The organism is Calderihabitans maritimus (genome assembly GCF_002207765.1).
Lineage (GTDB): Bacteria > Bacillota > KKC1 > Calderihabitantales > Calderihabitantaceae > Calderihabitans > Calderihabitans maritimus.
In genome coordinates this window covers 1-14,728 of sequence record NZ_BDGJ01000004.1, presented here as the reverse complement: position 1 = coordinate 14,728, position 14,728 = coordinate 1, and the positions used below count along the sequence as shown (strand labels likewise).

The following is a 14,728-nucleotide window of genomic DNA, read 5'->3' as shown; positions in this document are numbered from 1 at the left end:
ATACGGGAGGGAGTTCATTTTGACTGATAAACTTACGCCTAGGGAGAGAGTATTGGGTTTATTAAACGGTGAGGATGTTGATAGAATTGCCTGTTTCAGCGGCATGGGAAATGTTACGACTGCAGGTTTTGAAGGTCTCGGGTATCACTTTCCCGAGCTGCACGGCGATGCTAAGAAAATGGCTCAGGCAGCAGCTACTTCATACCAGCTTTTTGGTTATGAATGCGCGGTAGTTCCTTTTGATTTATGTGTAGAAGCAGAAGCCTTAGGCTGCGTGATGAATCCTTATGCCGACGTGAAACAGCTTTTATATCCGACCATCAAAGAAAAGATTGTTCATTCGGAAGAGGAAATGACAACATTCCCTATTCCCGACAGGGTGACGGAAGAGGGAAGGGTACCGGTAGTAGCGGAGGCAATCCGCCTTTTGAAACAAGATTTAGGCAAAGAAGTGGCTATCGGAACTTATATTTTGGGTCCTTTCACTTTGGCGGGACAGTTGATGGATTTGAACGATCTGTTCAAGCTTTGTTTTAAGAAACAGGATTTAGTGAATCAGATGCTAGAGCGGTTGACGGATGTTTTGATTGCTATTGCTCAAGAATACATAAAGGCTGGAGCCGACTATATCTGTGTGCGGGAGATGGGTGCTACTACGGATGTGCTTAGTCCTAGAGCATTCAAGGCTGTTATCTATCCCCATCTGAAGAAGATATTCGACAATCTTAGTTGTCCCCATGTTTTGCACATCTGCGGGGGAACCAATAAGATCATGGACATCATGAAAGAAACTGGTGCGGGAGCCCTTAGTGTTGAACAGAAAAATGACCTGCTGGCAAGTCGAGAAGTTATTGGGCCGGAAACTTTGCTCTTTGGCAACATTGACGCTTATAATGTACTGGTCAACGGGAAGCCTGAAGATGTTGAAGCCGCTGTGCTGAAGAGCATCGAAGGGACGGTTGATGCCGTATGGCCCAGTTGTGACATCTGGCCTACCGCGCCTATTGAAAATTTAAAAACTATGGTTGAGACGGTTAAAAAATATGGGGCGTCCAAATGGGCGCGGAAGAAAGCTGTAAGTTAATGGAGCTCAGCGGGGAACGGTGGGGAAATGGTTTTTACATGCCATTTCCCCACGTCAATCTTTTGGGTTAAATTCGTCAGTTTCTACTACGTGCAGTCAGTGCTCCGTTGGAACGTTCAAGAGATGGTACGGATAAACATTTTGCGAATTTATGCGATAGGTGTATGTGATCCGGGGAAGGGAGAAAGAGCATGGAACCTGCACGGATAAACAAACAAAAAGCTCTGTTATTAGAGGGAGAGTTTCTCAAACAGAAAATAAGGGAATGGGGGGCAACTCTGGTTGGATTTGGTGACGTGAGTGTGGGATTGGCCCCGGAGCTGAAGCATATGCCGGTAGCTGTGAGTATTGGTATTGAACATCCAAGAGGAGACATGAGCTCTAAGGAAGAATTATACAATAGCTACTTTCCAGAAATTGATAGATTGCTGGAACAGATAGCCAATCAAACAGTCAAATTCTTACGCTTTTTAGGTTGCCGGAGTCTGGCTATTCCCCCGGACTCGCACCGTCCGGATCGGCGATTTGTGGCCAGACTTTTTAGGCTGTTTTCCCATAAGACGGCGGTGACCTGTTCGGGTTTGGGTTGGATAGGTAAGAACGGGCTAGTTGTTACTCCGGAATACGGGCCGCGGGTGAGTTGGGCGACTGTACTTACTGATGCTCCTCTGGCTACCAGTGTAAAGCCGTATGTCTTCGGGAAGTGCGGGAAATGCAGGTGTTGCGTTGAAGCTTGCCCGGCCAAAGCCATTAAAGATCGCCAATGGGTTAGACCGGAAATCAACGTTCCTGTAATCGATACGGAAGCATGCCGTCAACAGCTGGAAAAAAATTATCTTCTCTATGGCCGTTATATTTGCGGCAGGTGTATCGCAGCTTGCCCCATAGGGCGTGAACAGAAGGCAGAGGAAGATTGAATTAGGGAGGAGTTGCCTGATGCGGGTGGTGATTGTAGGTGGCAGTAGTTCGGCGGCAGTGGCTGCCCGCACTATTGTGCAGTATCGGCCGGGAACCAGAGTGGATGTTTTTACTAAGAGGGAAGTGGCAGGGTATCGGCCGTGCGAAATTACCTATGTTTTAAGTGGGGAAATTCCCGACTTTGAAAATATTATCCAGTTTGACGCCAAAGCGCTGGAACAAAATAATATTTTTTATCACTTCCGAACGGAGGTCACCCATATTGATCCGGATAGAAAAGTGATATTGGCTGGCGGAAAGCAATACGCGTATGATGCTTTAATATTGGCCACCGGTTCAGAACCTACTGTTCCACCGATTCCAGGGAGAGACGGATGTAACGAATTTGTACTGGGAACCGATATTGACTATGCTTTTCGCCTACGAGAAGCTATTCCCCGTTATAATTCGGCGATTATCGTAGGAGCTGGCGCTGTAGGTCTGGAGGTGGCCGAGGCGTTGGTGCAGCGCAATTATGAGAAAGTATATGTAGTAGAGGCCGAGGATCATCTGCTACCTAAAGTGCTGGACAAGGACATGGCCGATATTTTAAGAGAAAAACTTGAGGCGGAAGGAATCACATTTATTTTTGGTGAAATTATTAAAGAGATAGAAACAGTAGAAGGAAAGAAGAAAATAACTTTAGGCAATGGAGAAACAATCGCGGCAGACTTTATAGTATTCTGTACCGGCTTCAAGCCCAGAGTGGAACTGGCAAAACAATGCGGTTTGGAGATTGGAATTACCGGAGGAATTAAGGTTGATCAATATTTGCGTACGAGCAAACCGGATATTTTTGCCATCGGAGATGCAGTAGAAATACGGGATATTATTGGAGACAAACCGGCTTTATGTATGCTGGCGTTAAACGCAGTTCGTACGGGTAAGATAGCGGCCAGAAATGCGGTGCTCGACTATCCTGTTCCGTTTAACGGCACTACTTTCAATTTTATTATGCGGATAGCTGGGCTATATGTGGGGTCGGTTGGATACAACCAGAAAAAAGCGGCAAAAGAATTTGCGCCCCAAGATTTAATAACGGTTTTTCATAAAGGTATAACCAAACCTTTCTACCTGCAGGGCAAACCAATATTCATTAAATTGCTGGCAGATGCTCGCGCGCACAGGCTAGTGGGTGCTCAGATAATTTCGGAAGAAACTATGCCGGGCGATCTCGATAGGTTAGCCTTAAGTATGACTGAACAGGTTCCCATAGAAAGATTGTCTCTGAGTGAAAACTGCTATACTCCTGCCGTCAATTGGCCGTACGGTCCGTTAGCCCAGGCACTTGATCAATTACTATTCCTACTCTATCAAAAAAATGAAAAATGATTATGGTGTGGGTTTTAATTTTATAATATTCTGATATTTTGGGGGTATATGATTGTGCTGACTCCTGAAAAAGAACAGGAACTTCTTCGAAGGTTAAAAGAAGGAGTCATTAACTACGATGAGACGGAAGTAATTGCTGCCAGCCGTGAGGTATTGCAGTTAGGAATGGACGTTCATCGTGCCGTTTTTGATGGATTAGTAGCAGGAATGGAGGAAGTAGGGCGTCTCTATGAGGAACAGATATATTTCATTCCGGAAATGCTGATGTGCGCTGACGCCCTATATGCGGGGCTGGATATATTGCGTCCGCATCTTAGATACCAGGGGGAAACAGCAGTCAAAGGAAAAGTTATTATAGGTGTAGTAAGGGGAGATATTCACGACATCGGGAAAAACTTGGTGCGCATAATGTTCGAGGTGGCGGGATTTGAAGTTGTCGATTTGGGCAGAGATGTATCCCCGGAGCGCTTTGTGGCTGAACTGATGAATACAGACGCGAACCTGATATGTATTTCCGCTATGATGACCACAACTATGACGGAAATGCCGGAGGTTATTAGGCAAGTAAAAGAAAGAAAACCGGAAGCCAAAATAATGGTAGGTGGTGCGCCCTTAACGGAGGAGCTGGCGGCAAAATTTGGGGCAGACGGGTATTCTCCCGACGCCAACAACGCAGTTAAAGATGCTATCAATCTTCTTCGGGTTTTGAAAGAAGTGCAGAGTACAACTGAAAGCTGAAGGCATCACATTTTAAGCATCATTTTGAAATCTTCGGAGGTGATTTAATAGTTGATTGAGGAAAGTTTTTCTCTGTTAAGGGTGAACTCGCTGTCTTGGATAGAATTAGTTGGTGTATACAAAGGTATATACATATTTAAATAAATTCTACAGGAGGAAAATATGACTCGGGTAAAAGTTTACGCTGGAATCTGCGGGTTCACCAGCGTCATCAAAGTACAGCGTGTAGAAAGGCTGACGGTGAGAGTACAGATAATCAGTGCTTGTCCGGCTATGCAGGCTATGAACGCCAGGTTGGGAGAGGTTGACTGTACACGGGGTGTTTTTAGCCGCATAAGAGATTCCTTAATTTATCGCTTGGCCCATGAAGAAGTTAAACACACCGATTGTCCGATGCCGAGTGCTATTCTGAAGGCTATTCAAGTAGAACTTGATGCGGCACTTCCTAAGGATGTAATTTTCCAAATTACCAAAGAGGAAGAGGAAGTGTTTTCCGACCAGAATAATGAATAGGGTATTAAGAGTCAAATGACAGCAGGATTGGGGGTAAGGAAATGGTTTTAGAGAAGGGCTTGGTACAGCTCTATACCGGAGACAGCAAAGGGAAAACAACTGCCGCCTTGGGTTTATCTCTCCGGGCAGTCGGTCACGGTTTCCGAGTATTTATTGTCCAATTTCTGAAAACCGGACAAAATTACGGAGAATTAAAATCGATTGCTCGACTTTATCCTGAGGTGCAGATAAAATCTTTCGGTGCTCCGGGTTTTATTGCCGTCAGGGGAATTCAAGAGGAAGACCGGATTTTGGCCCGGGAGGCCATGGATTTTGTTTGGGATTTAATCAAAAACCCAAGGGCGGAGATCATCATTCTGGATGAAATAACTAATGCTCTTTATTATAATCTCATTGATGTGAAGGAAGTGTTGGAGTTGATCCGCCATAAACCAGAAGGTGTTGAGTTGGTTATGACGGGAAGAAATGCCCCCGAAGAGTTGATTCAGGCGGCAGACCTGGTGACGGAAATGAGAAGTATTAAGCACCCTTATCAAAAAGGTATCGGCAGTCGTCGGGGGATTGAATACTAAGTTTTAAAAAAGCGCCTTGGGCGTTTTCTTTTTTATTTTTTGCGCACTGGTCCGTTGCAAGACTACTCTGGTCGTGGGTTTTTTCTGGCAGATGTGGTAAAATATTTAGGGATTTTAGGGCAGTAAGGAGGAGAACCGGTGTATCTTAAGCGTCTGGAGTTGCAGGGTTTTAAATCCTTTGCCGATAAAGTTCAGTTGGATTTTGGGCCGGGAATTACAGTTATCGTTGGTCCTAACGGAAGCGGAAAGAGTAATATTACGGACGCAGTGCGTTGGGTACTGGGAGAACAAAGCGCCAAGACGCTTCGGGGCTTCAAAATGGAAGACGTTATTTTTGCCGGGAGTGACAAGCGAAAGGCGGTAAGCAGGGCAGAAGTTTCTTTAATCTTTGATAATTCCGACGGGATGCTACCTCTGGATTTTAACGAAGTAGCAGCAACGCGACGTCTTTTTCGTTCAGGAGAAAGCACATATTTAATTAACAAGACTCCATGCCGCTTACGTGATCTTCAGGATTTATTTTTAAATACCGGTTTGGGGAAGGAAGCTTTTTCTATAATTGGGCAGGGAAATGTAACGGAAATTCTGAATTCGCGGCCAGAGGAAAGAAGAGGTTTGATCGAGGAAGCGGCAGGAGTTGTCAAGTACCGTCGGCGTAAAAAGGAAGCCCAGAGAAAACTTGAGGAAACAAGAAACAGTTTAGAAAGAATTAATGATCTTATTCTGGAATTACAATCGCAACTGGAACCGCTTAAAAAACAGGCGGAGAAAGCCTCCGAATATAAGAAACTGGAGAAAGAACTTAAGGAACTGGAACTTGAATTAATCAACTACGAGTTAAGGATGTTACAAGAACAATTGGAAGAGGCGGCAGGAGAGGTTGAAGAATGGAAAAATGCCCTGGCTATGCGGCAGGCCCAGGCGTACCAGGTAAGAGAAGCTGGGGAACGGGCCCGTTCGGAGTTGCAGAAAGTAGACAAGCAGGTAAGTCGTCTTATGGAAGAGGTTTATGAGCTAACAAACGAGACGGAACGGGCAGAAGGTGCGGTGAGCGTTACGCTGGAAAGAATAAAATCGTTGCAAGAAAAGTTATTTAGATTACAAGCGGAGAGAAAAGAATTGGCGAGGAAACTGGAAGATTTGGGGGCCAAGTTTGCCCAGCGGGAGGAGGAACACCGCCACCTGCAGGACCAGATAGCTGCCAAAGAACAGGCGGTCCGAGAGCAGGAAACAGAACTGGCTTCTTTGGAGAGAGAACTAAAGGAGCAGGAAAGCAAGGAGAAACAAGCAAAAGCTGAACTATTTGATCTTCTAAATGAAATTAGTCATGGAAGGAATGAATTTACCCGGCAGGAACAGCAATTACATGGAGCAGTCCAGCGAAGTTTAAGATTGGAAGAGAACTTTAAGAGTCTGAAAGGAAACAAGGAGAAAATTATACAAAAAATTAAGGAATTAGAAGTCCGGCTTAAGGCCTGTAAGGTTGACTTTGGAAACTTAGAGGGAAAACGAAGGGAATTGCTCCGCCAAAGAGAAGAAGAGCAGCAGAAACTGGTGGGGAGACAGGAAAGCCTGAATAAATTAAAGGAAGAAGCCCGCCAGGCATCTTCTCGCCTACAGGTACTGCAAGAAATGGAAAACAGTTATGAAGGATATCAAGGAGGAGTAAGGGCGGTATTGAAAGCATGCCGGGAAAAATCAATTTGTACCGGAATTTATGGCGTAGTGGCCGAAATCTTAAGAGTTCCGACTTCTTACGAAAGGGCGGTGGAAGTTGCCTTAGGCGGTGCGCTGCAGTATATAGTAACTGATACCGCGCGCCATGCTCGGCAAGCTATCGAATTTCTCAAAAGAGAAAAGGCAGGAAGAGCCACTTTCTTACCTTTAGAGGTGATTAAACCCCGGGTTTTACCCCCTGAAGCCCAAAAAGTTTTATCTTGGTCGGGAGTTCTCGGAGCCGCTGCTGATTTGGTACGCTGTGAGGAAAAATTCGCTTCGGTAGTTAAGTATTTACTAGGAGGGGTTTTGGTCACCAGCAATCTCAAGGTGGCTCAAAAGGTGGCCCGGGCGCTCGGATACAACCTTAAAGTAGTCACTTTGGAGGGAGATGTAATAAATCCTGGAGGAAGTTTTACCGGCGGCAGTTACCGGAAGTCAGGGAGCAGTCTACTTGCCCGTTTACGGCAAATCCGGCAGTTAAAAGAGCAACTTAAATATTTAAATGAGGAGATAGAGCGGGAAGAGCAGTTGACTAAAATGCAGCAGGAGAAATTGGTACAGGTTACGGAACAAATTAATCAGGTGGAAGAAGAAATACGGGAGGCACGGTTGGTTATCGCCGGTTTGCAGAGGGATTTGGAGCATTTCAGACAAGAACTGGAAGAGATTAAAGAGAGCGAGGGCGTCTTGGAGGTAGAACTGGAGGAAACCCGGGAAGAGATTAACAGACTCAACTCCGGCAAAAAGGAACTGGAGGCAAAACTTGATCAGTTGAAAGTGAGGGAGAAAAACCTTACGGAAATCATAGACAGGTGCCGGGAAAAAATAGAAAACCTTCAAAGCAAAAAAGAAAAGAAAATAGGAGCTATCACCGAGTTGCGCATTGAACTTGCTTCTTTACGTCAGGAGGAGACCGGATTACAGCATTTTCTTAAAGATTTTTATCAGACTAGGGATGAATATGAAAAGGCTCTTGCTAGACGACAGAAAGAACTTGAGGACACAGAAAATCGCATGGCAGAAGCAACCGAGGAAAGGAGTAAGCTGGAGAATAGGTTGCGGGAATTGAAAAAGGTCAAGAGCCGCAAGGAAGCGGAACTGGAGTTGTTGCGGCAAGAACGGGAAAAATGCGCGGCAGATCTCCAGCGGAAGGAAGAAGAAATCAAAGTAGCGCAAAGACAAATTGACGAGGTCAAGGAAAAACTACACCGGGCAGAAATAAATTATGCTCGCTTAGAAGCGGAGAGGGCGAACAGAGAAAAAACAATCCATGAGCGATTTGGCCTTACTTTGAAAGAAGTACTGACGAAGCCTAGCCGGATTGACGACCCGGATGCGGCATCCAAGAAAGTGGAAAGGTTGAAAAAGAGTATTAAAAGGTTAGGAACCGTGAATATGGCTGCTCTGGAGGATTACCGTCGTCTTAAAGAACGTTATGATTTCTTAAGCCGGCAGAGAAACGATTTGTTCCAGGCGGAAAATTACTTGCAGCAGGTAATTCAGAAGATGGATGCTATTATGAGTAAACGTTTCGAGACTACTTTTGCTGCTGTCAGCCAGGCGTTTTGTGAAATATTCCGCCGTCTTTTCGGCGGGGGAAGAGCGGAACTTCAATTGGCAAATCCTGAAAACCTTTTGGAGACTGGAGTTGAGATTGTCGCCCAGCCTCCGGGTAAAAAATTACAACACTTAAATCTCCTATCGGGTGGCGAAAAAGCCTTAACCGTAATTGCCTTACTGTTTGCCCTTTTACGTGTTAAACCCAGTCCTCTGGTTATTCTTGATGAAATTGACGCTTCTTTAGATGAAAACAATGTAGAGCGTTTTGCGGCTTTACTTAAGGAATTTGCTGACCGTACCCAGTTTATTGTTATCTCGCACCGGCAAGGAACTATGGAAGTGGCTGATGCCTTATACGGGGTGACTATGCAGGAAACCGGCGTTTCTCAACTAATGTCGGTGAGGCTGGGCGAAGCTTCTTCTAGGGCGAGTTAAGGTATTCTTTACCTTCGCATAGAACATCTAACCCCCGGGAAAAATAGACCTAGTTTTCAGTGAATTGCGGGGGGATGAAATTTGAGAATTAAAGGTATCGCTGGTTACATAGTTGATGCTCTTGTTGAGCGTACAAACCAACTGGGCCAGGGAAGAAATGCAGGGGCCATCGGCCTTGTAAATGAAGATGGTTATATCGATCGCTGTACCGAACTAGTTGACGGGGGCTTGACGGGGATTCCCCTGCGCATGCTGTTAGACCAGGTAACTTCGATGAAAAATCGTCCTATAATTGAAGGCTTGGAGCAGCTACCGGCAAATGCGGTATTTCTCATGACGCGACCGGGAAAGACAGGGTTGATAACCGAGGTATCGGGAATCGATTTATTCAATTTACCTATTGTTAATATAGGCGTTAAAGAAGAAGGGATGGCAGGGATAGGTATTATTTACCCGCGGGCAGAGTTTTTTGATCTAGCTACGGAAGCGGAACAAATTGGCCTTTCTACTTTGGCTAGTAAAACCATGGAAGAAGAGAAAGAGGTATTGAGGCGGAGTAATGAATTAAACTTGAGGTTTCTAGAAGTAGGAGAAAAATTACCGGTAGTTAATCTACAGCAGCAGTCTTTTTATCAGAACGGGGGAACCGGAGGCGAGTGGAGTCTTCCTCGTTTGGAGATAAAGAATGTGGACAGAAAACTAGCTGAAAAACTGGTAGAAAACTCCATGGAAGTCGGGCAGGGTAGAGAAGTGGCCGTTATCGGTAAGGTAGACGAATACGGTCGCGTGTTATCGCAAGGAAAGATGGTGGCCGGAGGTATAGGTTATGTGCCCTCGCGTCTTTTGGCCTCCAGTGCAGTGGATATAAGCGGTAAATCTTTAAGGGAAATTTATAGCAGGCTTATTGACCCCAAGGCAGTCATTGTACATACCCATCCCGGTGGAACAGGCATTATGCATATAGGGGATGCAAATGCCGGGCCCGGCACATGGGGACGACCAATTATAGCCATTGGACATGACCAGAAAGGAGAAATTACGGGGGCATCGGTAATAGAAAGTTCCGACCGGCTGTTCGCTCTGGCCGATGAAGATGAACTGTTAAGTTTAAAATTTTTTGATGCCAGAACTCCCCAGGAAGAGGCGGAGATACGAAATCGAAAATTTGGCATAGCCCAAGAATACACGGATCTCTGTAAACCGATTGAGATAGGCTAGAGGTTGTGGTAAAATAGTCAGAAGGTTAAGGTAAGTACCTTAACCTTTTATTTTAGTCTTTACAGGAGGGTTTAACGTGGGCCTATTTTCCAGACTTAGAGACAGACTGGTCAAAACCCGTCAGGGACTCGTAGAAAAAATCAGTGAACTGACCCGACGCACAAGGGAAATAGATGAAGATTTTTTTGAGGAATTAGAGGCTATTTTATTAGGAGCCGATGTAGGAGTTGAAGCTACCGAAGAATTGATCGATCAACTACGGGCGGCGGTAAAAGAAAAGAAGCTCCATGAACCGGAACAGGTACAGGAGATTCTTAAAGAAAAAATGGCGATTTTATTAGGTTCGGAAGAGCAGGGACTGAACATAGATCAAGAACCTCCTAACGTGGTTATGGTGGTAGGAGTAAATGGCGTAGGTAAAACGACCACTATCGGCAAGCTGGCTTATCAATTAAAACAACAGGGGAGAAAAGTTTTGTTAGCAGCTGGCGATACGTTCCGGGCAGCCGCTATTGATCAACTGGAAGTCTGGGCCCAGCGGGTAGGGGTGGAGGTGATTAAACATCAGGAGGGAGCAGATCCAGCAGCAGTGGTCTACGATGCGCTTCAGGCAGCCCGGGCACGAAAAACAGATGTACTGATTGTGGACACTGCAGGACGTTTACATACCAAAAGCAATCTCATGGAAGAGCTTAAGAAGGTAAGGCGAATAATAGAAAGAGAACATCCCGGGGCTCCTCACGAGGTGCTTTTAGTTCTTGACGCTACCACCGGTCAAAATGCTCTTTCGCAGGTGAAACTGTTCAAGGAAGCAGTGGGCGTTACCGGTATTGTCCTGACCAAACTTGATGGGACGGCCAAAGGAGGGGTAATAATTGCCATCAGTTCACAATTTAACCTACCGGTAAAACTAATTGGCATTGGTGAGAAATTGGAGGATTTACGTCCTTTTGACCCGGGGGAATTTGTTGAGGCCCTTTTCGCAGAAGAAGAAAAGGTTGGACAGTGAGTAATTCAGAGAGGAGGAGAAATATGGAAGTTGAAGTAGGAATTATTGGCGGTACCGGAGTTTACGACCCGGATATGCTTACGGAGATTGAGGAGAAGGAAATTTCCACCCCTTATGGACAGGCTCGAGTAATTTTAGGTAGCTACCGCGGAAAACGATTAGCTTTCTTGCCGCGGCACGGGACGGGCCATTCCGTGCCTCCCCACTTGGTTAACTATCGTGCCAACATACGGGCTTTGAAGGAATTGGGAGTAAGGAGCATTTTAGCCACCGCCGCTGTAGGCTCCCTAAACCGGGAAATGAAACCGGGACAGTTTGTTCTGGTAGATCAATTTCTTGATTTTACCAAGAACCGGCCATCTACCTTTTTCGAAGGTGGTCAGGCCGGTGTAGTACATATAGATATGACCGAACCATATTGCCCCGAACTGCGCAAGATTTTAAAAGAGGCGGCTAAAGAGCTCGGTCTTCCCGTACATGACAGGGGCACCTACGTTTGTACGGAAGGACCCCGGTTTGAAACTCCGGCGGAAATTGAAATGTTTCGTCGACTGGGAGGCGACCTGGTGGGCATGACTAATGTTCCGGAAGTAGTACTGGCGCGGGAGGCCGAAATATGCTATGCAACCGTTGCTACGGTGACTAATTTTGCTGCCGGTATTTCATCCCAGCTTTTAACGCATCGGGAGGTTCTGGAAATGATGGCCCAAAGCAATCAAAATCTACGCCGGTTGCTTATGAGCGCGGTCGACCAGATTCTGTTGGGCGAAAGTAGGTCCTGCATTTGCGGAAGGGCCGTATCAGAATTGGGACAGTTGTAGGAAGGAGTAAGCCAGTGAGAAGCATAATTTGGGAGAAGGGAAAACTCAAGCTTATCGACCAGACGCGACTGCCGTTACATGTGGAATATATAGAGTGTTGCGATTTTCATGCCGTAGCGGAAGCCATCAAAAACATGAAAGTCCGCGGTGCTCCGGCTATTGGAGCGGCAGCAGCCTATGGAATGGTTTTAGGGGCGCTGGCTTTCGAAGGTAATGAAAAAGGAGCCTTCCGTGCTCACATGAACCGAGTAGCGGAGGTATTAAAACAAACTCGTCCTACAGCAGTTAACCTCTTTTGGGCAGTCAATCGCATGCTCAGAAAAATAGAGGAATTAAGCGGGCGAGAAGTGCCTGAGATAAAGCAAAGGTTGCTAGAGGAAGCTCATGCCATTTATCAAGAAGATCTTGAGATGAACAGGCGTATCGGCCAACTGGGAAATCAAGTGGTACCGCCGAAGGCCGGTATTTTGACTCATTGTAATGCCGGCGCGCTAGCAACGGCAGGTTATGGAACTGCGTTAGGTGTTGTTCGCGCCGCTCATGAAGCCGGAAAAGAAATCCACGTATGGGCCGATGAAACCCGTCCTCTACTGCAAGGAGCCCGCCTGACGGTGTGGGAATTGATGCAGGACAACATTCCGGTGACTCTAATTACCGACAGTATGGCTGGGTACGTCATGCGGCAAAAAAAGATCGATCTAGTGATTGTGGGGGCTGACCGTATTGCTGCCAATGGTGACGTGGCTAATAAAATTGGTACGTATGGCCTAGCGGTGTTAGCCAAGGAACACGGAATCCCGTTCTACGTGGCAGCGCCATTTTCCACCGTAGATTTGGCCTTGGATTCCGGCAACGAAATTCCCATCGAGGAAAGAGACTGTGAGGAGGTAAGGTGCATTTACGGGCAGAGAGTCGTCCCGGAAGAGGTAGAGGTTTATAATCCGGCTTTTGATGTAACACCGCATCACCTGATTACAGCTATTATTACCGACCGGGGTATAGCGCGGCCCCCTTATCGAGAGACTTTGGCTCAGTTGGCTCAATATGATCAAGATGATAATTCAGGGAGGAAAGAAAAGTGAACCGGATCCTTATTCAAGACGGTTTGATTATTCCTATGGATAAATCTTTGGCTGATGGTGGGGAGTTGCATTATACGGGTGACGTAGCCGTTGAACAGGGGAAAATTGTGGCCGCAGGGCCCGAAGGAACCATACCCGCCGACTGGAAGCCTGATAAAATTATTGATGCCCGGGGTAAGGCGGTGCTACCGGGATTTATCAACTGCCATACCCATGCGGCTATGACTCTTTTCAGGAGTTATGCGGACGATTTACCACTCATGCAGTGGCTGGGGGAAAAGATTTGGCCGTTGGAGGAAAATCTTCAGTCGGAGGATGTGTATTGGGGTACCCAACTGGCGATTTTGGAAATGATCCGGTCAGGAACTACTACTTTTGCGGATATGTACTTTTTTATGGATCAGGTAGCTCAAGCGGTGGCAGAAACGGGGATTAGGGCGTGCTTGTCTCGAGGTATGATTGGGGTGGCCCCCACTCGCGATGAGGCGCTCAAGGAAAGCAAAGAGCTGGTACGGAACTGGCATCGGCAGGCTGAAGGTAGGATTAACGTCATGCTCGGGCCTCATGCCCCTTATACCTGCCCGCCGGACTACTTAGATAAGGTACTGGAGATGGCCGCGGAATTAACGGTGGGAATACATATTCACCTAGCTGAAACTCGAGACGAGGTAAGAGATATTACCAAACAGTATGGTAAAACCCCTATCCGCTTAATGGAAGAAGTAGGTCTCTTTAAGTTTCCAGTTTTGGCTGCTCATTGCGTCCACCTGGACGAGGAGGAAATAGAGATATTAAAAACGCATGGTGTGGGAGTAGTTCATAATCCCGAAAGCAACATGAAGCTGGCCAGCGGAATCGCCCCCGTTTCCCGGATGCTAGAGGTGGGAGTCAAGGTGGGATTAGGCACCGACGGTCCGGCCAGCAACAATAATCTGGACCTTATTGAGGAGATGCGTACCGCTGCCCTGCTGCAGAAAGTTAGCATGCAGGATCCTACCGCCATACCGGCCTACCAGGCCTTGGAGATGGCCACCAGGTTGGGAGCCGCAGCTCTGGGTTTGTCGGAGGAAGTGGGGGTCATCAAGCCGGGCTATAAGGCTGACATAATCCTGGTAGATTTGAACCAACCTCATTTTTACCCGCACCATGACCCGTTGGCCCATCTGGTTTATGCAGCCAGGGGAGCGGATGTGGATACCGTGATTATTGACGGCAAAGTTGTTATGGAGAACCGGGAAGTAAAAACCATCGATACCGAGCGAGTTTACTGGGAGGTAGAACAGAGTGCCCGCCGCCTGGCAGGAAGATAACCGAGTGAAGACAAGCATTTTCTATAGTAGTTAATATTTGGTTATTGGGTGAAAGGCTATATTCTAGCACTGATAGGCTTTAAAATCGAGGTTAACAGTATAGTTGGAGTCTTTGTAAAAGGCTCTATTTTTTTAAAGTTTGGCACCAAGTTTGCACGGACGTAAACGTGAAACCCTTCCTGAACCTGCTGCGAACTTTGAGTAGAAAATGGTTAAGTTTGTTCGGGGAGGAGGTTTTAATAAACCTCTGACCTTAAAAGTTTACCAGAAGGAATTTACACAAAAAATCGGACTTGGCAAAATTGTTGCTGTCAAGTACTTTTGGGTAACTTCTGATATCCTCCAATGTAACCACTTAATATATTATTATTTTACAAA

12 protein-coding genes are annotated in these 14,728 nt (G+C 46.3%); all 12 read left to right on the top strand.

What is annotated here, in order from left to right; translation table 11 throughout:
• The first annotated feature begins 19 nt into the window (after nucleotides 1-19).
• Entirely contained in the window at nucleotides 20-1,084 is a 1,065-nt protein-coding gene (locus KKC1_RS00970) for an MtaA/CmuA family methyltransferase (protein ID WP_088552650.1), read from the top strand.
• 191 nt (nucleotides 1,085-1,275) lie between these two features.
• Nucleotides 1,276-2,001 carry a 4Fe-4S double cluster binding domain-containing protein gene (locus tag KKC1_RS00965; RefSeq protein ID WP_088552649.1) on the top strand — a complete coding sequence of 242 codons (726 nt, stop codon included), beginning with the start codon at nucleotides 1,276-1,278 and terminating at the stop codon, nucleotides 1,999-2,001.
• 19 nt (nucleotides 2,002-2,020) lie between these two features.
• Nucleotides 2,021-3,373 carry an NAD(P)/FAD-dependent oxidoreductase gene (locus tag KKC1_RS00960; RefSeq protein ID WP_088552648.1) on the top strand — a complete coding sequence of 451 codons (1,353 nt, stop codon included), beginning with the start codon at nucleotides 2,021-2,023 and terminating at the stop codon, nucleotides 3,371-3,373.
• 54 nt (nucleotides 3,374-3,427) lie between these two features.
• Nucleotides 3,428-4,111, top strand: a complete 684-nt coding sequence (locus KKC1_RS00955; RefSeq protein WP_192868015.1) for a cobalamin-dependent protein — start codon at nucleotides 3,428-3,430, stop codon at nucleotides 4,109-4,111.
• A gap of 162 nt (nucleotides 4,112-4,273) precedes the next feature.
• Nucleotides 4,274-4,624 (top strand): DUF6951 family protein, encoded by a 351-nt coding sequence (locus tag KKC1_RS00950; RefSeq protein ID WP_088552646.1) that lies wholly within the window; start codon nucleotides 4,274-4,276, stop codon nucleotides 4,622-4,624.
• 41 nt (nucleotides 4,625-4,665) lie between these two features.
• Nucleotides 4,666-5,196, top strand: coding sequence for a cob(I)yrinic acid a,c-diamide adenosyltransferase (gene cobO, locus KKC1_RS00945; protein ID WP_088552645.1), 531 nt, complete (start codon nucleotides 4,666-4,668; stop codon nucleotides 5,194-5,196).
• Nucleotides 5,197-5,334: 138 nt separating this feature from the next.
• Entirely contained in the window at nucleotides 5,335-8,910 is a 3,576-nt protein-coding gene (smc, locus tag KKC1_RS00940) for a chromosome segregation protein SMC (RefSeq protein WP_088552644.1), read from the top strand.
• 81 nt (nucleotides 8,911-8,991) lie between these two features.
• Nucleotides 8,992-10,128 (top strand): peptidase S7, encoded by a 1,137-nt coding sequence (locus KKC1_RS00935; RefSeq protein ID WP_088552643.1) that lies wholly within the window; start codon nucleotides 8,992-8,994, stop codon nucleotides 10,126-10,128.
• A gap of 76 nt (nucleotides 10,129-10,204) precedes the next feature.
• A complete protein-coding gene (gene ftsY, locus KKC1_RS00930) occupies nucleotides 10,205-11,137 on the top strand; it encodes a signal recognition particle-docking protein FtsY (protein ID WP_088552642.1) in 933 nt (310 codons plus the stop codon).
• A 23-nt stretch (nucleotides 11,138-11,160) separates the two neighbouring features.
• Entirely contained in the window at nucleotides 11,161-11,958 is a 798-nt protein-coding gene (mtnP, locus tag KKC1_RS00925) for an S-methyl-5'-thioadenosine phosphorylase (RefSeq protein ID WP_088552641.1), read from the top strand.
• A gap of 14 nt (nucleotides 11,959-11,972) precedes the next feature.
• The gene (mtnA, locus tag KKC1_RS00920; protein ID WP_088552640.1) at nucleotides 11,973-13,040 is read left to right on the top strand and encodes an S-methyl-5-thioribose-1-phosphate isomerase; all 1,068 of its coding nucleotides are present in this window, start codon (nucleotides 11,973-11,975) and stop codon (nucleotides 13,038-13,040) included.
• A complete protein-coding gene (locus KKC1_RS00915; protein WP_238134153.1) occupies nucleotides 13,037-14,350 on the top strand; it encodes an amidohydrolase in 1,314 nt (437 codons plus the stop codon). Before mtnA ends, KKC1_RS00915 begins: the two co-directional genes overlap by 4 nt.
• Nucleotides 14,351-14,728 lie beyond the last annotated feature (378 nt).

What these genes read in the sequence shown, in the direction of transcription:
- KKC1_RS00965 (WP_088552649.1), top strand. Translation starts at nt 1,276, where the DNA reads ATGGAACCTGCACGGATAAACAAACAAAAAGCTCTGTTATTAGAGGGA.
- KKC1_RS00960 (WP_088552648.1), top strand. Translation starts at nt 2,021, where the DNA reads ATGCGGGTGGTGATTGTAGGTGGCAGTAGTTCGGCGGCAGTGGCTGCC.
- KKC1_RS00950 (WP_088552646.1), top strand. Translation starts at nt 4,274, where the DNA reads ATGACTCGGGTAAAAGTTTACGCTGGAATCTGCGGGTTCACCAGCGTC.
- cobO (WP_088552645.1), top strand. Translation starts at nt 4,666, where the DNA reads ATGGTTTTAGAGAAGGGCTTGGTACAGCTCTATACCGGAGACAGCAAA.
- mtnP (WP_088552641.1), top strand. Translation starts at nt 11,161, where the DNA reads ATGGAAGTTGAAGTAGGAATTATTGGCGGTACCGGAGTTTACGACCCG.